This is a genomic window from Clostridium autoethanogenum DSM 10061, from assembly GCF_001484725.1.
GTDB classification, from domain to species: domain Bacteria; phylum Bacillota; class Clostridia; order Clostridiales; family Clostridiaceae; genus Clostridium_B; species Clostridium_B ljungdahlii.
This window is the reverse complement of the sequence record NZ_CP012395.1, coordinates 19,263-36,327: the sequence shown is the minus strand read 5'-3', so window position 1 is coordinate 36,327 and position 17,065 is coordinate 19,263. Positions and strand designations below refer to the sequence as shown.

The 17,065-nt window shown below is 29.9% G+C and carries 20 protein-coding genes; 8 read left to right on the top strand and 12 right to left on the bottom strand.

The window, feature by feature from the left end; genetic code table 11:
• Window positions 1–141: 141 nt before the first annotated feature.
• Window positions 142–822 (top strand): response regulator transcription factor, encoded by a 681-nt coding sequence (locus CLAU_RS00200; protein WP_029170147.1) that lies wholly within the window; start codon window positions 142–144, stop codon window positions 820–822.
• Window positions 812–2,245 carry a HAMP domain-containing sensor histidine kinase gene (locus CLAU_RS00195; RefSeq protein WP_013238617.1) on the top strand — a complete coding sequence of 478 codons (1,434 nt, stop codon included), beginning with the start codon at window positions 812–814 and terminating at the stop codon, window positions 2,243–2,245. Before CLAU_RS00200 ends, CLAU_RS00195 begins: the two co-directional genes overlap by 11 nt.
• 49 nt (window positions 2,246–2,294) lie before the next feature.
• On the opposite strand, the gene CLAU_RS00190 is transcribed toward CLAU_RS00195, so the two are convergent.
• Window positions 2,295–2,624, bottom strand: coding sequence for a hypothetical protein (locus CLAU_RS00190; protein WP_013238616.1), 330 nt, complete (start codon window positions 2,622–2,624; stop codon window positions 2,295–2,297).
• 200 nt (window positions 2,625–2,824) lie between these two features.
• Here CLAU_RS00190 and CLAU_RS00185 point away from each other — a divergent pair, with 200 nt between their 5' ends.
• From CLAU_RS00185 to CLAU_RS00175, 3 genes are all read left to right on the top strand, one after another.
• Complete coding sequence (locus CLAU_RS00185; RefSeq protein ID WP_013238615.1) at window positions 2,825–3,754, top strand: site-2 protease family protein; 930 nt, start codon at window positions 2,825–2,827, stop codon at window positions 3,752–3,754.
• Between the two features lie 103 nt (window positions 3,755–3,857).
• Complete coding sequence (gene pdxR / locus CLAU_RS00180) at window positions 3,858–5,381, top strand: MocR-like pyridoxine biosynthesis transcription factor PdxR (protein WP_013238614.1); 1,524 nt, start codon at window positions 3,858–3,860, stop codon at window positions 5,379–5,381.
• A gap of 12 nt (window positions 5,382–5,393) precedes the next feature.
• Window positions 5,394–6,572 (top strand): aminotransferase-like domain-containing protein, encoded by a 1,179-nt coding sequence (locus CLAU_RS00175; RefSeq protein ID WP_013238613.1) that lies wholly within the window; start codon window positions 5,394–5,396, stop codon window positions 6,570–6,572.
• 64 nt (window positions 6,573–6,636) lie between these two features.
• Here CLAU_RS00175 and CLAU_RS00170 read toward each other — a convergent pair whose 3' ends face one another.
• The 7 genes from CLAU_RS00170 to CLAU_RS00140 all read right to left on the bottom strand — a co-directional run bounded on the left by CLAU_RS00170 (window position 6,637) and on the right by CLAU_RS00140 (window position 10,065).
• Entirely contained in the window at window positions 6,637–6,834 is a 198-nt protein-coding gene (locus CLAU_RS00170; protein ID WP_013238612.1) for a cold-shock protein, read from the bottom strand.
• A 202-nt stretch (window positions 6,835–7,036) separates the two neighbouring features.
• Complete coding sequence (locus CLAU_RS00165; protein ID WP_013238611.1) at window positions 7,037–7,522, bottom strand: flavodoxin family protein; 486 nt, start codon at window positions 7,520–7,522, stop codon at window positions 7,037–7,039.
• A gap of 246 nt (window positions 7,523–7,768) precedes the next feature.
• Complete coding sequence (locus CLAU_RS00160; protein WP_013238610.1) at window positions 7,769–8,071, bottom strand: spore coat protein; 303 nt, start codon at window positions 8,069–8,071, stop codon at window positions 7,769–7,771.
• Window positions 8,072–8,093: 22 nt separating this feature from the next.
• A complete protein-coding gene (locus CLAU_RS00155) occupies window positions 8,094–8,306 on the bottom strand; it encodes a spore coat protein (RefSeq protein ID WP_013238609.1) in 213 nt (70 codons plus the stop codon).
• Window positions 8,307–8,320: 14 nt separating this feature from the next.
• Window positions 8,321–9,457 (bottom strand): zinc-dependent alcohol dehydrogenase, encoded by a 1,137-nt coding sequence (locus CLAU_RS00150; RefSeq protein ID WP_013238608.1) that lies wholly within the window; start codon window positions 9,455–9,457, stop codon window positions 8,321–8,323.
• Window positions 9,458–9,476: 19 nt separating this feature from the next.
• Entirely contained in the window at window positions 9,477–9,839 is a 363-nt protein-coding gene (locus tag CLAU_RS00145; protein WP_013238607.1) for a spore coat protein, read from the bottom strand.
• Window positions 9,832–10,065 carry a hypothetical protein gene (locus CLAU_RS00140; RefSeq protein ID WP_013238606.1) on the bottom strand — a complete coding sequence of 78 codons (234 nt, stop codon included), beginning with the start codon at window positions 10,063–10,065 and terminating at the stop codon, window positions 9,832–9,834. Before CLAU_RS00140 ends, CLAU_RS00145 begins: the two co-directional genes overlap by 8 nt.
• 221 nt (window positions 10,066–10,286) lie before the next feature.
• On the opposite strand from CLAU_RS00140, the gene nudC reads away from it, so the two are divergent.
• Complete coding sequence (gene nudC, locus CLAU_RS00135; RefSeq protein WP_013238605.1) at window positions 10,287–11,108, top strand: NAD(+) diphosphatase; 822 nt, start codon at window positions 10,287–10,289, stop codon at window positions 11,106–11,108.
• A gap of 79 nt (window positions 11,109–11,187) precedes the next feature.
• Here nudC and CLAU_RS00130 read toward each other — a convergent pair whose 3' ends face one another.
• Entirely contained in the window at window positions 11,188–11,385 is a 198-nt protein-coding gene (locus CLAU_RS00130; protein ID WP_013238604.1) for a cold-shock protein, read from the bottom strand.
• A 480-nt stretch (window positions 11,386–11,865) separates the two neighbouring features.
• Here CLAU_RS00130 and CLAU_RS00125 point away from each other — a divergent pair, with 480 nt between their 5' ends.
• On the top strand, window positions 11,866–12,387 hold the full coding sequence (locus CLAU_RS00125; RefSeq protein ID WP_013238603.1) for a ferritin: 522 nt from the start codon (window positions 11,866–11,868) through the stop codon (window positions 12,385–12,387).
• 60 nt (window positions 12,388–12,447) lie between these two features.
• On the top strand, window positions 12,448–13,137 hold the full coding sequence (locus CLAU_RS00120; RefSeq protein ID WP_013238602.1) for a flavin reductase: 690 nt from the start codon (window positions 12,448–12,450) through the stop codon (window positions 13,135–13,137).
• 267 nt (window positions 13,138–13,404) lie between these two features.
• Here the strand turns inward: CLAU_RS00120 and CLAU_RS00115 are convergent, their stop codons facing one another.
• The 3 genes from CLAU_RS00115 to CLAU_RS00105 all read right to left on the bottom strand — a co-directional run bounded on the left by CLAU_RS00115 (window position 13,405) and on the right by CLAU_RS00105 (window position 16,992).
• Window positions 13,405–14,769, bottom strand: coding sequence for a hypothetical protein (locus CLAU_RS00115; protein WP_013238601.1), 1,365 nt, complete (start codon window positions 14,767–14,769; stop codon window positions 13,405–13,407).
• A gap of 83 nt (window positions 14,770–14,852) precedes the next feature.
• Window positions 14,853–16,301: a HAMP domain-containing sensor histidine kinase gene (locus CLAU_RS00110; protein ID WP_242825724.1), complete on the bottom strand. Its 1,449-nt coding sequence runs from the start codon at window positions 16,299–16,301 to the stop codon at window positions 14,853–14,855.
• Window positions 16,291–16,992, bottom strand: a complete 702-nt coding sequence (locus tag CLAU_RS00105; RefSeq protein WP_013238599.1) for a response regulator transcription factor — start codon at window positions 16,990–16,992, stop codon at window positions 16,291–16,293. Before CLAU_RS00105 ends, CLAU_RS00110 begins: the two co-directional genes overlap by 11 nt.
• Window positions 16,993–17,065 lie beyond the last annotated feature (73 nt).

Sequence of the window (17,065 nt, the reverse complement as noted above, 5' to 3'; positions counted from 1 at the left end):
ATTATAGTGTGCTCATATTACAAACCTGGTATATTTTGTATTACAAAATTGATACAGTTTATTAAGATTTTATTACAGTTGGCCAAAGCAATAAAAAAATGTATATAATAAATATAGGACAATAGGAAGGTGAATTTTTACATGGATAAAAATGTAGTTTTAATTATAGACGACGATGAAAATATAAGAGAACTTTTAACTATAATGTTAAAAAATCAAAACATAGATTCCCTGTGCGCAAAAGATGGAATTGAAGCTCTGGAGATTTTAAAAAGCAATAAAATAGATTTGATACTTTTAGATGTTATGATGCCAAGGATGGATGGTATGATGGCATGTATGAAAATACGGGAAAGCTTAAATTTACCTATTATAATACTATCTGCTAAAGTTGACGATGCAGATAAAATAATGGGACTTACTATTGGAGCTGATGATTACATCGCAAAACCCTTTAATTCAATGCTCTTAATTGCAAAGATAAGATCTCACCTAAGAAGATATAAAGAATTTAATTCAAACTTTCATGACAATTCAAGCTTGATTAAAATTCAGGACATGCTTATAAATATGGATAAACATACTGTAAAAATAGATAACAGTGAGATAAATTTGACTCCTCATGAATTCAAAATTTTGGCTTTCCTTGCAAAGAACAAGGACAATGTACTGAGCATAAAGCAAATATATGAAAACGTGTGGGAGGAACCTTACATGGAATTTGACAGGACAGTTACAGTACACATAAGGAGATTAAGACAAAAACTTAAAAAAGATTACATAAAAACTGTATGGGGAGTTGGGTATAAAATTGAAAGTTAAAATAGCAGGTATTCAAACTAAATTCTTTATATCATTTATATTTTCACTAATTGCAAGTTTTTGTATATTTACGGCTGTGTATTCAACCTACATAAGTTTTGTATCTCAAAAGTATCCTTATAAGTTTCAAAATTACAACTATAGCCTTGGCAGATTGTCGCGTATTTCCAGTGATGTAAGTTTAAATACAAGTGGTGTAAATTTCAATAATAACTCCAAATATAAATCTGTATTGTCAAAATATGAAGTTAAATATTCAAAATATAAACTAGGTTTTATTGTAACTGATCCCCAAAATAAAATTTTATATAATTCATCTAAACTTGCTGGAAATACAAGCTTGGAAAAAACATACTCTGACTTTTTAAAATACTTTAATCATACGATGAATATAACCATGTATCATGATTATATATACAAAACACCTATAAAAACAGGTAATGATATTTCCATACTTTGGATTACTGCCTCTCCTATAAATACACCTCATGATTCAATAGGAACACTAGTGGGAGACAAAAACATTTTAATTTTGCTTTCCATATGTATGTTGATATTTTTCATAATAACCCATCATAGGATGAAATACATAAATGAAATGTGCTGCGGTATAAAAACTATTGCAAATGAAAACTTAAATTTTAAAATACGTCAAAAAGGTCATGATGAACTATCTGAGATATCTAAAAATATAAACTTTATGGCAGATAAAATAAATGAAAAAATCGAAAACGAGAAAAAAATTGAAGTTTCTAAAAATGCACTTATAACAAATGTAGCCCATGACATAAGAAGCCCACTTACAAGCATAATTGGATTTTTACAAATTATAGATAATAGTGAGTATGAATCTAAAGAAGAGATGCAAAGATTTATAAATATATCATTAAAGAAAGCTGAAACCATGAAGAAACTTACGGATAACTTATTTATGTTCACAAAGCTAAATGGTGGAGACTTAAAATTGCACCTGTCTACAGTATGCTTAAATGAACTCATTTACCAGTTAATTGACGAATTTTCAATTACTTTTGAAAATTCAAAGTTAAATATTGTAGATAACATATGTGCTGAAAACATAATGGTCACAATTGACATCAATTTATTTGTGAGGGCTTTAAATAATCTGATGTACAATGCTCTAAAATACAGTATAAAACCTTCAGATGTGAATGTATCTTTAGTCCAATGTGATAAAAATGTTTTAATCAGTATAAGCAATAAATGTAAAAATTTAAATATAGAAAATGTAAGTATGCTATTTGAAAAGTTTTATAGAGCAGATAAATCCCGTACAAATCCTGATGAAGGTTCAGGATTGGGTCTTTCTATAACAAAAAGTATAATTGAAAAGCATAATGGAATCATACTGGCAAATTATGATAAAGACACAATTACTTTTACGATATCACTACCAAATTAGACATTTTACCTAACATTCTAAAAAGGCACTAAATTAAGTGCCTATAAATTCATACTTGTTTAATTGCTTTTAATTTAACAATATCAGACCAATTGCTAGCTGTGATGAGTTCTACATTACTTAAGCTTTTTCTTATGCCTTTAACTTCTCCTTTAATTTCAGCAACTTCATGCTTCAAATTTTCCTGTTCTGCTGAAATTACATTTGTCTTATGTTCTAAAGCACTTAATAGCTGGGTATGTTCTTTTTGTGTAGATTTTATCGATGCTATATCTTGCTTCATCGAACTTATATCTTGTTCCACCGAATTTATGTCTTGTTTCATTGATTTCATATCCTGCTGCATAGCCTTTAAAATTTCCAGAATTTCTTTATCCATATATATCTCACCACCTATAATATATTATAGCAAAATATTTATCTAATTTCTATTATCAAATACTGGAAAAATGAATTATATTGATAGTTAATATTCTATTCTATAATAACTTTCCATTTTACTAATATTTTTTATTTTGTTATCATTTATATAATGGAATATAGTATATACTACACGAGATATATAAAGAGGTGATTTAAATGTTTGGTATGACTAAATCAAAAAACGAAAATCAATCTGTAAATAATCTATATACTGAAATCAAGGGAGATAATGTGCCTTATACAACAGATGCTAATGAGGAATTTACAGAAAACTCAAACGTAAGGCCTCCTATACTAAAAAAGATGAAGTCAAAAAAAAGTAAAATTGGCATTTTAGGAATAGTAGGAGCTTTTCTTTTAAAATTTAAAGGTGCATTGATATTTCTTGCGAAATTCAAATTCTTATTTGTGCTACTTAAATTAAGCAAGGTATTTTATACACTAGGTTCTATGACATTAGCTATTTTTATATACGCCAGCATATACGGTGTTGTTTTTGGAGTAGGCTTTATACTTTTATTGTTTGCACATGAGATGGGACACTATGCAGCTGCTAAAAAAATTCATCTTCCTATTTCAACTCCAATATTTATACCTTTTGTTGGTGCACTCATATCAATGAAGGAAATGCCTAAAACTGCAAAAGATGAAGCTTTTATGGCTGCAGCAGGACCAGTTGGAGGCAGCATTGCCGCCCTACTTTGTATACCTATTTATCTTTTAACTCACAATAATGTTTTCTTAGCACTAGCATATACAGGATTTTTTATGAATTTATTTAATCTAGTACCTATTCATCCCCTAGATGGTGGTAGAATCGCTACAGCTATAACACCTAAGCTATGGTTTATCGGTATCCCTGTTTTTGCTTTGGCTTGTATAAAATTTTTCAACCCTGTGCTAATCATATTTTTAATTTTAGGAATTGTAGAATTGTACAAGTATTATAAAAATCCTAAAAAAGAATATTATGAAATGAAAACCTCAACAAGAATTGTATTTACTTTAGTTTATTTCGGATTAGTAGCAATTCTTGGTGCAAGTAGTGAATACATTCATGCTTTTATTCCTTTAAACTATCAATAATGAGATTGGATTGGTTTTAAATATAGAAATTGGTAGTTTAAATATAAAAATTTAATGGTATTATATATATAATATTTTTAAATTTTTAGAAAGAGTGATAGAAATGCGCATTTCTATAGACAAAAAAAGCTCCATACCAATTTACGTACAAATTAAAAATGAAATAAGAAATATTATTTACTCTGGTATGCTTCCATCAAATTTCTTACTTCCATCTGAGCGCAAACTTGCAGAAGAACTTAACGTCAGCAGAAGTACAGTAATTAGTGCTTATGAAGAATTAAAATCTTTAGGCTTATTAGAGTCCCACAAAGGAAAAGGAACTATAGTAGCAAATAACACAAAAAATAAGCAGTTAAGTATTAGAAATCATACTGTACCACTTTCATGGTATCAATTTTTCGATTCAAATGTAAGTTCCGCTAATAATCATGACATTGTTGACATAATAAATTCAGTAGGAGGAGAAAAAAATATATCTTTTTCAGCTGGTATTGCAGATCCAATTTTGCATCCTCTTAAGGATATAGTAAAATTGCAAAAAGACTTATGGAAAAATTGTGGAAATGATATGCTGGCTTATATTTCTTCTTATGGATACTACCCCCTTAGAGAAAGCTTAAGTAGATTACTAAAATCAAGAAACATATCTGTTTCTCCTAAAGAAATAATGATACTTTCAGGCTCCATGCAGGGAATAGATTTTATTGGAAGAGCCTTTCTAAGTAAAGGAGATGTGGTTATAGTAGAAGAACCTACATTTATGAGCGCAATTGAACTATTTAAGTTGTCAGGGGCAAAAGTTATAGGAGTTCCTATGGAAAATGATGGTATAAACTTAGATGTGCTTGAAATTTTACTAAATAAATATAAGCCTAAATTTTTATACACAGTACCTACTTTTCAAAATCCAACTTCAATAGTTATGAGTTTAGAAAAAAGATACAAGCTACTAAATTTGGCATATAAATATCAGCTTCCAATTATTGAAGATGACCCTTACAGTGAAATAAACTATGAGAATATATACTTGCCATCTTTAAAAGCTCTGGATACATACGGCTATGTCATATATTTAAGTACATTTTCTAAAACTATGTTTTCAGGTATGCGTGTTGGATGGACTGCTGCACCTGCACAAGTAATAAAAAAATTTGCTTTATTAAAGCAAATGACAGATCTTCACGTTAACACAGCTTCGCAATATATATTAGATAAGTTTTTACGAGAAGGACTGTATGAAAATCACATAAAGCTAATATGCAAAGAATATATGAACAAAAGGGATTTAATGCTCAAAATACTTGAAAAAAATAAATCTCTTGGTATTAGTTTTAATCTTCCTAAAGGTGGTTATTACATTTGGTGCAAGCTTCCTGAAAATATTTCACAAACACAATTATTATTAAAATGTTCTAAGGAAGGTGTTTCCTATGCTCCAGGGAATGTATTTTACCCTGAAGGAAGCGATGGTAAAAGCTATATGAGGTTAAATTACACTTTCGAAAATGCAAAAAATATAAGTATTGGATTAAATAAGCTTATGAAAGCTATAGCAGAACTGCTTCAAAATACAAATTCTTCAACAGTTAACCAGGATAATTATTTTGGAAAACCTATTATATAAGGAGTGTTACTTATGAATTATACTAAATTTTCAAAAAGAAATAATTTTGTTAGGCCTTCGGAAATACGTGAAATTTTAAAAGTTACAGAAAGGCCTGAAATAATATCTTTTGCAGGAGGTCTGCCAGCCCCAGAACTTTTTCCTGTTAATGAATTAAAAAACGTATGTACAGAAGTTTTAACTGAATGCGGAGAAGCATCTCTTCAATACAGTACCACTGAAGGATATATCCCCTTAAGAGAAGCTATCTGTAAGAGAATGGAGAAACTAAGTATAAAAACATCTTTGGATAACATAATAGTTACTACAGGTTCCCAGCAGGCTTTAGACCTTTCAGGAAAGGTCTTTATAGATGAAGGTGACACTATAATTTGTGAAAGTCCAACTTACCTTGCAGCTATCAGTGCTTTTAAAACCTATCTTCCAAACTTTAAAGAAATTCCTATGGACGAAGAAGGAATGATTATGGAAGATCTTGAAAAAGCCCTTAAGGATAATCCTAATGCAAAATTTATCTACACCATACCAGATTTTCAAAATCCAACTGGAAGAACTATGAGTCTTGAAAGGAGAAAAAAGCTGGTAGAAATAGCAAATAAATTTGATATAGTAATAATAGAAGACAACCCCTATGGTGCAATAAGATTTGCTGGAGAAGATCTTCCACCAGTAAAGCATTTTGATACTGAAGGAAGAGTAATTTACTTAAGTACTTTTTCAAAGATATTTGCCCCTGGCTTAAGGCTTGGCTGGATATGTGCAGATAAGAGTATTATTCAAAAATATATTCCTTTTAAGCAAAGTGCAGATTTGCATACTGATATATTCGCACAAATGATTACTGCAAAATATATGGAAATGTATGATATAGAAGAACATATACAAAAAATCAAAGAAGTATACAGACACAGGAGAGAACTTATGATACAGTGTATAGAAAAGTATTTTCCTAAAGATATAAAACATACTCTTCCTGATGGCGGACTTTTCATATGGATTCAACTTCCTTCAAATATGGATGCTTCAGATATTTTTACTAAAGCAATAAAAAACAATGTGGCATTTGTAGCTGGAGAATCTTTTTTCCCAAATGCTAATTTCAAAAATTCCTTTAGATTAAATTATTCAAATATGCCAGATGATAGGATTATAGAAGGAATTAAAAGATTAGGAGAAGTGCTCAAGAAATAAATAAATTTTCGGAAACTAAAAACCCCTCAAATAGAATAACTATTTAAGGGGTAAAATTCATTAACTAGAGAACAGTAATATTTTCTGCTTGAGGTCCTTTTTGTCCTTGACCTTCGTCATAAGAAACTTTTTGACCTTCTTCAAGTGTTTTATATCCATCTGAATTTATTTGAGAAAAATGTGCAAAAATATCTTTTCCATCTTCTCCTGTAATAAATCCAAATCCTTTTTCTCCATTAAACCATTTTACTGTACCATTCATATGATGTGTACCTCCGAAATTTTATTATTCTTAAATTCATCGCAATAACTCACTAATAAAATTCCCATATCAACATACTATATCGTTAAGTACTAATTGAAATATATTTGTGTTTGATTATTAACTATTAATTTAAGTTCTTGTTAAGAATAACACAGTTTATTATATAAATCAAGTTATTTATGTTAAATATACTAAATTACTATTTGCAAATACTGTTACACCACTTTTTAGCTCTTTCTATATTTTCTTTCGTGTCATTTTTAAGAGGATCTTTAAATTCAATTTCTCCTAGGAATTCGTTGCCCTCAAGCTGCTCTTTCATATTTTTAAAAGTTTTTCCATTGCCCCCACCATTGCAGCTAAATAAAGCTATCTTCTTACCTTTTAAATCTGTATTGGCGAAAAAGCTCCTTATGGCAGGTGAAAAAGTCCATGCCCAAACTGGAGTTCCAATAAATAAAACATCATAATCCTCAGGATTTATATCATAAGGTAAAATTTCTGGTTTTTCCTTAGTTATGGCCTGCTTTCCACCTATAAAGTACCTCATTTTGCTGTGTGGATCTATACTTTTTTTAGGCTTTATTTCTAAAATGTCACTGGATATCTCTTTTGAAATAGTTTCAGCTATAAGTCTTGTGTTTCCCTCAAGTGAGTAATACACAACTAAAATCTTACCTTGCATAAAAAATCACTCCCTTTTTAATATTTCCAATTACCATTATTATAGTATAACTTATTATGAAAAGTTTATAAAATTCTAGAAAATATTTACTCCATTTCTGATTTTAATGTTTCATCGATCTTATAACCACTACCAATCAATTCTTTCTATATCAATTAGTGTAATTATTTTTAGCAAGGATTATGCTTAAAATTTTTGAAATAAAGAAGGTTATCTCAAATTTTACTTTAAGACAACCTTCTCCTGTTACATACCTTCTGTTAAATTTAACGCTGTATTCGTCGTTTTCATATCCACTTTAAACTGTTCATCCATATTATATGGATGATAATATCCATTTTTCATCATATAATCAGTAATTGTTTCATAAGTTTGGATAGAATCTTCTAATTGTTTTTTAAGTACCTCTTTCACATCCTCTGATATAGTTTCAGTTATGGCAATGGAATAGTTTCTTATTCCACTTTTAGCTGCTATTAAAAAGTCTGTGGCAATGACCTGATCACTCATCTTATCCATTCCAGTAAGGCTTTCTATTATTGAATTCATAAATTTACCTTCCCTCTATGATCTATTTTACATTACATGATCGTTCCATAATTTCTTTTAACTCCTGAATTTGTCGTTTTGTTGTAGATACATCATTTTGTAAAATTGTCTTAAGCTCACTATCTGATACTAGTTTAGCTGCAGTAGTTGATTTTGTAAGGCAAATATTTTTAAAGGTTAAAAGCTCATGCACTTCAATACTTTCATGTGGTGCTATAGCACTTTGCTTTGACATTTGTATCACCTCCATCATGGTTTAAGAACAACTTTAATGCAACCTTCTGTTTTAGTATCAAAAACTTCATATCCATGTTCTGCCTGATCTAAAGGCAATTTATGTGTAATAATATCACTTGGATCAACCTTTCCTTCTGCAAGCATGCTGTAGAGCTTTGACATATATGGAATGACGGGAGCTTGACCTGTTCTTATATTTATATTACGGCTAAATATATCTCCAAGTGGAAATGCATTGTACCTTCCACCATAAACACCCGTGAGTTGAATAACTCCCCCTTTTCTAACTGATTGTGTTGCTATTACCAAAGCACCCATAGCTCCTCCTTGCAATTTTAAACCAGTTTCCAAATACTCCATAGGTGTCATCTTTCCATCCATTCCTGCACAATCTATAACAATATCTGCTCCCCCATGGGTAATTTCCCTTAGATATTCTCCAGTATTTTCATGTTCCTCAAAATTTACTACTTCAACATTATTGTGAAGTCTTGCATGTTCTAATCTATACTGTATATTATCAACTGCAATTACTCTCTCAGCATTGTTAAGCCATGCAAATTTTTGTACCATAAGTCCAACTGGTCCACAACCTAACACTATTACTGTATCTCCAGCCTTAACTCCAGAATTCTCCACACTCCAATAAGCTGTAGGTACAACATCAGCAAGAAGAACTAGCTTATCGTCCTCTACTTCGCAGTCTTCTGGAATACGAAAAGGCGTAAAATTTCCATAAGGAACTCTCATGTATTCAGCCTGACCTCCGGGGTATCCTCCAAAGGTTTCAGTATATCCAAAATAAGCTCCTGTTTCTCCATGGGGATTTGAATTATTGCACTGGCTTGTAAGACCATGTTTACAATAATAACATTCACCACAGCTTACATTAAATGGTACAATAACCCTATCTCCTTTTTTCACTTTTGTAACATCGGGTCCTACCTCTTCCACAATTCCCATAGGTTCGTGCCCTATTATGTAATCCTGGGGCAAATTAGGAATCATATCATGAATTAAGTGTAAATCCGATCCACATATAGCTGTAGTTGTAAGTTTTACTATTATATCATCATTTTTGTGAACCTCAGGTTCCTTAACATCTTTAACCTTTACATTTTTTATACCTTGAAACGTTACAGCTTTCATTATACCTGCTGCCTCCTAACTATTTTTCTGGTGTTGCAAATGTTCCCAGTCTACTCGTGTTCCCATGGAAAAGCTCCATTTTAGAAATTTGTACTGCTGTGTTAGATGACTCTATATCTGTTTGAAATTGTTTATCTAAATCACAGGGATGAAACCATCCTTTGTTTACCATAAGATTTGATATCTCATCATGCATATTAATTGCATTTTTCAATTGATTATGTAAAACTGTTCTAACTTCTGGAGTAGCAGTTTCGGTTAGCGCAATGGCACAATTTCTAATTCCAGTTTTGGCAGATAGTAAAAAATCCAGTGCTGCAGTTGAATCAACAATTTTAGGCATACCCTCAGCATTTCTTATTTCTAAATAGTCATTATTCATATAATTTCACCTTCTCCTCTTTTATATTAGAAACCTTTTGCAGTAGTCCTTGTAAATCATTTATAGCACCCATTGATTGCTGCACATCCTTTTCCATAAGTTTCTTGAGATCTTGATCAAAAACTAAGCCTTGCATCATCTTGGACTTTACTATAGATACTGTTTTAAAATTTAGCATCTCATGTATTTCCATTGATTCATGTGGTGCTAAAGTTTGGTGCTGCATACTAAATCACCTCCTTATTTATTCCATCTAAGTTATTATTGCACTTTTTATCTTGTATTATGTAATCAATATATAAAAATTTTAGCTTACTAGAAGCATATTTCTTATAGCAACTTAAAAATTTGTTAAAATGAACAAATAATCTCCATATATGTCGAATCAAGTGTTATAATAAAAAATAATTGTTTATTATATAAATAGTATGAAAGGATTTGCCGCACATGAATAATAATTTTAAAATATCATCTGATACCTTAAAAAAAGGTAAAGCTAGCGACTTATGCTGTGTGTTTCATAACCAAAATCTCTTAGTAAAAAAAGAAGGAAATACTTTTGTCATTCCTACCTTTGACGATATTAAATTGCTAAATATTGAGTATCAAACTGAATTCTTTTTAGGCAGCATTGAAAAAAAATCTTGCTTTGCCATTGAATCAACTTCTGAATTGAATTTACCAATTAATTTCAACTTAATGGACTTGTACGACCTTGGTTCTCTACTTGATGAACAATCTTTTTTAATATCAGGACGGGCTAGCCAAATACTGAATTGGGATAAGACTCATAGATTCTGTGGCAAATGTGGCTCTAAAACAGAAAATAAAAAAGATGAAATGGCTAAAATTTGTCCAAACTGTAATCACATAATGTATCCTGTAATTTGTCCGGCAATAATAGTTGCAGTTACTAAGGGTGATAAGATACTTCTTGCACATAACAATGGATTTAAAGACAATATGTACGGATTAATTGCCGGCTTTGTAGAGGCTGGAGAAGACTTAAATAGTGCTGTAAAAAGAGAGGTTTTTGAAGAGGTTGGTATAAAAGTGAAAAATATTGAGTATTACAGAAGCTCCCCATGGCCATTTCCAAATTCCTTAATGATAGGATTTTTTGCAGAATATGAATCTGACCAGATAAAAGTTGATGGAAGTGAAATAAAACAAGCTGATTGGTTTACAAAAGATAATTTTCCTAACATACCTAAAAAATTCACTATTGCAAGAAGCTTAATTAATGAATTTTCTAAAAGAAATCAATAATAAAATTAGGCATCACAAATTTTTAGATAACTAAAAGCCCCTCAAATAAAATGATTATTTAAGGGGTAAATTTCATTAACTAAATAGTAGTAATATTCTCTGCTTGAAGTCCTTTTGGTCCTTCAACTACATCATAAGAAACTTTCTGACCTTCATCGAGTGACTTATAACCATTTGAATTTATTTGAGAAAAATGTGCAAAAACATCTTTTCCATCTTCTCCTGTAATGAATCCAAATCCCTTTTCTCCATTAAACCATTTTACTGTACCATTCATATAACGTGTACCTCCCAAATTTTATTATTCTTAAATTTATCATAATAACTCACTAATAAAATCTCCATATGTAGTTGATTTTATAATAAATTACTATTAGTCTATTTAACCTTTTAATATTGTACTAAAGTTTTGCTAAAAAATTCTTAGACTAATTACAAATTTAGTATGGCAGTAAAAGAATTTATTATGTATAATTGTCAAAAATTTATTGTTTACATTAATTTTAATTTACATAATATTTTAAATGTTAATACATATAAAAAATATTATCTGCAATATAAGTATTGAAAATTTATATTAAATGTGATATTCTAACATTAGATATTAAATAATAACAATTATGATTTAATATCTAATGTTCCCGCAATATTAACTTTTGAGATCTCAAGGGAAATTGTAAAATGTATAATTTTATTTTATATAATTTATACTAAAATGTAACTTAATCTAAACTACGAAAGAAAGGAAGCTTATACTATGTTAAGTGATAAACTTATAAAAGCTATAAACGATCAGATAAACTATGAAATGTACTCAGCAAATATTTACTTTTCTATGAAGGCATACTGTGATTCATTGGATCTAGATGGATTTTCAAATTTCTTTAAAGTGCAAATTGAAGAAGAAAACTACCATATATCAAAATTTTATGATTTTCTAAAAAGGACAAATGCTAGAATACTCATTGGATCTATAGATTCACCTGATAACAATTATGATTCAATAAATGATGTTTTCAACAAAGCACTAACACATGAAAAAAAAGTTACTGCAAGAATTTACAATTTGATGGATCTTGCTACTGAAGAAAAAGAACATGCCACAGCAAGCTTACTCAAGTGGTTTATAGATGAACAAATTGAAGAAGAAGATACTTTTAGTAAGATAGTTAAAAAGTTGGATAAAATAAGTGATAATTCTGCAGCACTTTATATGCTAGATACAGAACTTCAATCAAGAACTTTTGTACCGCCTGTAAATGCAAATGCCAACCAATAATTTTTAATATATAAAGGAGGGGGATTACTTACATGATCTTACATGTAGGTATATAAATTTATGATTGATAATAAAGCTTTTTACAAATTAAGTTATGGACTATACCTTGTAAGTTCTATTTCAGAAGGAAAGAAAAATGCTCAAATTGCAAATACAGTTTTTCAAATAACATCAAATCCTGCTATTCTCGCAGTGAGCATTAACAAAAAAAATCTTACCCATGATTATATACAAAGCAGTAAATTGATAGGTGTATCTGCCCTATCCATAGAAACTCCTATTGAATTCATAGGCAAATTTGGATTTAAATCAGGAAGGGACATTGATAAATTTGAAGGAGTATCATTTAAAACAATAGAAAGTGGTGTCCCTATAATATTAGACAACACATCATCCTATTTTGAATTAAAAGTTGAAAAAGAAATTGATGTTTTTACTCATACAATATTTATCTGTAAAGTACTAAATGCAGAACTGATCAACGATGTAGAACAAATTACCTATAAATATTACCAGGATATGAAACGAGGAATCTCACCTAAGGTTGAAGCAAACATCCCACAAAATAAAAATCAAACTTCAAAAAATATAGGAAAATATGAATGTACAGTATGTGGATACATTTATGATCCAGCTGTTGGAGATCCTGGCTCAGGAATTCCAGCTGGTACCCCATTTGAAAACATACCAGATGATTGGACTTGTCCAATATGTGGAGTTACTAAAGATAATTTTAAACTAATTGTATAGATCCACGATTATAGCCCAATTTTCGCAGTTTAAAAACTTTGCGAAGCAAAGCTTTTAAAAATAACAAAGTTCAAATAACAAAGAACAGATAAAGATGATTTCCATCGTACCTCAGGAAATCTATAATTTTAATATTTCCTGACGTTAGGAAGAAAATTATCCTTATTTGATATTTGAACTTTGAACTTTGTTATTTAAAAAATTGCTTCGCAATTTACTTATATTAAGTGAAAATTTTATATGTGCAAAAGTTAATTTATAAAGAGGTTATTTATCAAAAGTAACTATATAAGTATTTATGTTGTCTTTATTAAACGGATCTGAAGAACTTCCATAAGTAAATGACAGTGCGGTACTTGTACTATCCCAGGAAATATTTGAGATTCCAGGTTCTCTCTTAATCTTCTTTTCTTTAACATTACCATCCTTATCTTTAATCTTAATTGTAGTATAATTGTTCCCTTCATTTTTATCCTTTAAGCTCGATGCCTTTACTATCTCCTTTGTATCACCTGTCTTAGTATCTATGACCTTAATAGCTATATCAGGATCCTTATTATCCGAACCTACCTGATGACTAATTTCATTATTTCTCTCTACATAAGCAGCTTTACTTCCATCAGGTGATAGTATATATTCAGAAGTAGGTACTCCAGAGCTTATTCTACCTTTAGGAAGTTTAATATCTTGAAGTACCTTACCAGATTCATTCATAACAAGTGCTCCAAAAGTTCTGTTTACATAAACTCCATCAACTGCATCACCATTGTTATTGTAGTTGTCCATTATAATGGTCTTTCCCTTTTTATCTGCATGTAAAGAATATTTAGTATCATAAATATCTTTTATCTCTTTAGTCTTCACATCCATGGAACATAATTTTATTCCTTCTAGTCCTTTTTTGCCATTCTCCTCGTATTGAGTATAATAAAATTTGCCTTCTACACTACTTCCTAAATCCTTAATATCATCTACACCGGATATCCATGCATCATCATGTTCTCCACCATTGTAATTTCCATCAGCATATACTTTCCCAGTTGTATCAATTACTGCCCAATGATTAAAATAATTTGCCAAAATTTTATCCTTACTTACCCATATAAACTGGGCATCACTGTTTAACTTTTCCGTATTTACATCCGTAATCTGACCTGTAGACAAATTTAATAACTTTACATTTTTGTGGAGTAAGTCTCCTGAAGCAAGCGCATTTTTCCATTCCTGGGTTTCAACTGGAATATTCCTTGCTTCTGCATAAAGAACGAATTTATTATCTGGGGATATTCCTAAAAATTCATCTATATTTGCATTCTTAAAATCTTTAGAACTTTTTGTATTCAAATTATAAATGCTGCAATATCTTATCATTCTAGTAGAATCGGCATTTTTAAATTCACTTTTTCTAGTTAAAGTCAACACTTCATTTTCGTTAATCCATGCAGTGCTCTCAATATTTTCATATTTATCAATTTGATATCCGTTTTCATTAACTTTAGCAGAAGGTTTATATGCTGTTACTTTTATGCCCTGTGTAGATTTAGCAATTGCATGATGAGTTAATTGAAATGCACTTACACCTCCAATAACTCCTACAGCCAAAATCAAAGATAAAACTTTTTTACTCAACATTGAACTTTCCTCCTTTTTCTTTATAAACAGATTATCAAAACTTGTTCACAAAGTTATAAATAGATGTCACAATCTTGTAAACTTTATGTGGAAAATTCAACATAAAAAGTAGTACCTTCATTTAATTTGGAATTTACCTTTATGTTTCCCTCTTGTTTTTCAACTAATTTTTTAACTAAAGCTAGTCCAAGTCCAGCTCCTCCTGTTTCACGACTCCTGTGTTTATCGGCCCTATAAAATGGTTCAAAAATTTGGGGAAGTACTTCTTCACTCATACCTATACCAGTATCTTTAACACTTATAGTTATTTTGTCTTTATCATTTTTATAACACTCAATATATATACTGCCACCTGGCCTATTGTATTTTATGGCATTATCAATTAAATTAATTAGAATATGCTTTAAACTATCTTCATCCAAAGTAACAACAATATCCTCTGCATCATATTTTAAAATCAAACTATTTTTCTTGACTTTTGCCATCATTGTTTTACATATTTCATTCAATACTTTTTTTAAATTAACTTCATTTTTTTCTATTTCAAAATCATATTTTTCAAGGGCAGATAAGCTCAATATATTATCTACCATACTCGAAAGCCTATCACATTCTTTTGATATACTTAGAGTACCTTCTTCAATTAATTTTAAATCATCCGTGTACATTCCAATTACATCTGCATAGGCTTTTATACTGGTAATTGGAGTCTTGAATTCATGAGTTACATTTCCTATAAATTCTTTCTGTTGCTTGTCCATTTTTTTTAATTTATCCACAGCCCTACTTAAAGAATCTCTTTCAACTTGAAGTTCCTCAATATTTTGTTTTATAGTATTACTCATAAATATAAGACCACTGCTCAATTCTCCTAATTCATCATTTCGATTTACTTTATGTACTTTACTAAATTCACTCTTTTGAATGCTTTCTACTGAATCTTTCATTTCATATATGTCTCTAGTTAATCTGGAAAAATAAAAGATTCCTACAAATATACCAAGAACTAAAGCTAAAAAACCTATACCATAAAACAATTTTTCTATATCACTATAAAATAATTTATTTTCTCTAATTGAATATTCCAATTCTAAAATTGCTGCTGTACTGCCCTTATATTTAATGGGTGAATAAAAATATATCACATCATTAATTTCTCTATAAGATACTTTACCTTTGATTGCATAGTCTATCATAATCTTTTTCTCATCATTTTCATTTAACTTTGCATCTGTCTTAAACCCCGAAAGCAGTTCGCCTTTCGTATTATATATATTTGCAGGTATAGTTCTCAACCATGCTTTATTAAAAATACTACCTCTAGCTAAGCTGTCATCATAATCAGTATTTTTATTCAAACTCATGCGTTCACTAAAATATTCTTCAAATATATCCTTTTGCTTAAATAAAATAGCCTGTGTTTCTTTATTTTGATAACTTTTTATTCCATTAAGTACTAAGAAACTCAAAAATGATATTACAATCAATAAAAGTGAAGCTGTAAAAGATATGAGCTTGAATTTAATTCCCATCTTCAAATAATTCGTCAACCCCTTTATATCCAATACCATAAACGGTTTGTATTAAATCCTGATAGCTATCACCTAACTTTTTCCTTACCCTTTGAATGTGTGTATCTACAGTTCGCGTTCCTCCAACATAATCCATATTCCATATTATATTTAAAAGCTGTTCTCTGGAATATACTATGCCTGGATTTGAAAGGAGTAAATACAGCAGGTCAAATTCCATAGGTGTAAGCTCTACCAAAACATTCTTTATACTTACAGTTCTCTTTTTTTTATTAATATTAAGATCATTTATAGTTATGACACCGATATCCTTTTTTTCATCAATAGTTTTATTAAGTCTCCTTACAAGTGACTTGATTCTTGCAAGAAGTTCTCTTATGTCAAATGGTTTCGTCATATAATCATCTGCTCCAAATTCAAGTCCAAGTATCTTGTCCACAATATCTTCTTTTGCTGTAAGCATGATAATCCCAATATTTTTGTTTTCTAACTTTTTACAAATATCGTATCCGTTCATTACAGGGAGCATTAAATCTAAAATTACTATATGCGGATTAAAAATATCTACTTTATGAAGTGCTTCCTCTCCATCATAAGCTCTTTCTACTAAATATCCTTCTCTTTTTAATGCATAGGTCAGCACATCTAAAATGCTCTTTTCATCATCTACTAAAAGTATTTTTTCATTCACTTTTTATTCCTCCGCTCAAATTATCGTCCTTATACAGTGAAATTATACCATAAAGTAGACGATTATTTAGATT

Bases quoted from the DNA above. Each gene is read 5' to 3' on its own strand.
- CLAU_RS00165 (WP_013238611.1), bottom strand. From the start codon at position 7,522: ATGCAAGGTAAGATTTTAGTTGTGTATTACTCACTTGAGGGAAACACA.
- CLAU_RS00190 (WP_013238616.1), bottom strand. From the start codon at position 2,624: ATGGATAAAGAAATTCTGGAAATTTTAAAGGCTATGCAGCAGGATATG.
- CLAU_RS00145 (WP_013238607.1), bottom strand. From the start codon at position 9,839: ATGAATAATGACTATTTAGAAATAAGAAATGCTGAGGGTATGCCTAAA.
- pdxR (WP_013238614.1), top strand. From the start codon at position 3,858: ATGCGCATTTCTATAGACAAAAAAAGCTCCATACCAATTTACGTACAA.
- CLAU_RS00125 (WP_013238603.1), top strand. From the start codon at position 11,866: ATGTTAAGTGATAAACTTATAAAAGCTATAAACGATCAGATAAACTAT.
- CLAU_RS00115 (WP_013238601.1), bottom strand. From the start codon at position 14,769: ATGTTGAGTAAAAAAGTTTTATCTTTGATTTTGGCTGTAGGAGTTATT.
- CLAU_RS00155 (WP_013238609.1), bottom strand. From the start codon at position 8,306: ATGTCAAAGCAAAGTGCTATAGCACCACATGAAAGTATTGAAGTGCAT.
- nudC (WP_013238605.1), top strand. From the start codon at position 10,287: ATGAATAATAATTTTAAAATATCATCTGATACCTTAAAAAAAGGTAAA.
- CLAU_RS00175 (WP_013238613.1), top strand. From the start codon at position 5,394: ATGAATTATACTAAATTTTCAAAAAGAAATAATTTTGTTAGGCCTTCG.
- CLAU_RS00200 (WP_029170147.1), top strand. From the start codon at position 142: ATGGATAAAAATGTAGTTTTAATTATAGACGACGATGAAAATATAAGA.
- CLAU_RS00130 (WP_013238604.1), bottom strand. From the start codon at position 11,385: ATGAATGGTACAGTAAAATGGTTTAATGGAGAAAAGGGATTTGGATTC.
- CLAU_RS00160 (WP_013238610.1), bottom strand. From the start codon at position 8,071: ATGAATTCAATAATAGAAAGCCTTACTGGAATGGATAAGATGAGTGAT.
- CLAU_RS00110 (WP_242825724.1), bottom strand. From the start codon at position 16,301: ATGGGAATTAAATTCAAGCTCATATCTTTTACAGCTTCACTTTTATTG.
- CLAU_RS00170 (WP_013238612.1), bottom strand. From the start codon at position 6,834: ATGAATGGTACAGTAAAATGGTTTAATGGAGAAAAAGGATTTGGATTT.
- CLAU_RS00185 (WP_013238615.1), top strand. From the start codon at position 2,825: ATGTTTGGTATGACTAAATCAAAAAACGAAAATCAATCTGTAAATAAT.
- CLAU_RS00120 (WP_013238602.1), top strand. From the start codon at position 12,448: ATGATTGATAATAAAGCTTTTTACAAATTAAGTTATGGACTATACCTT.
- CLAU_RS00150 (WP_013238608.1), bottom strand. From the start codon at position 9,457: ATGAAAGCTGTAACGTTTCAAGGTATAAAAAATGTAAAGGTTAAAGAT.
- CLAU_RS00140 (WP_013238606.1), bottom strand. From the start codon at position 10,065: ATGCAGCACCAAACTTTAGCACCACATGAATCAATGGAAATACATGAG.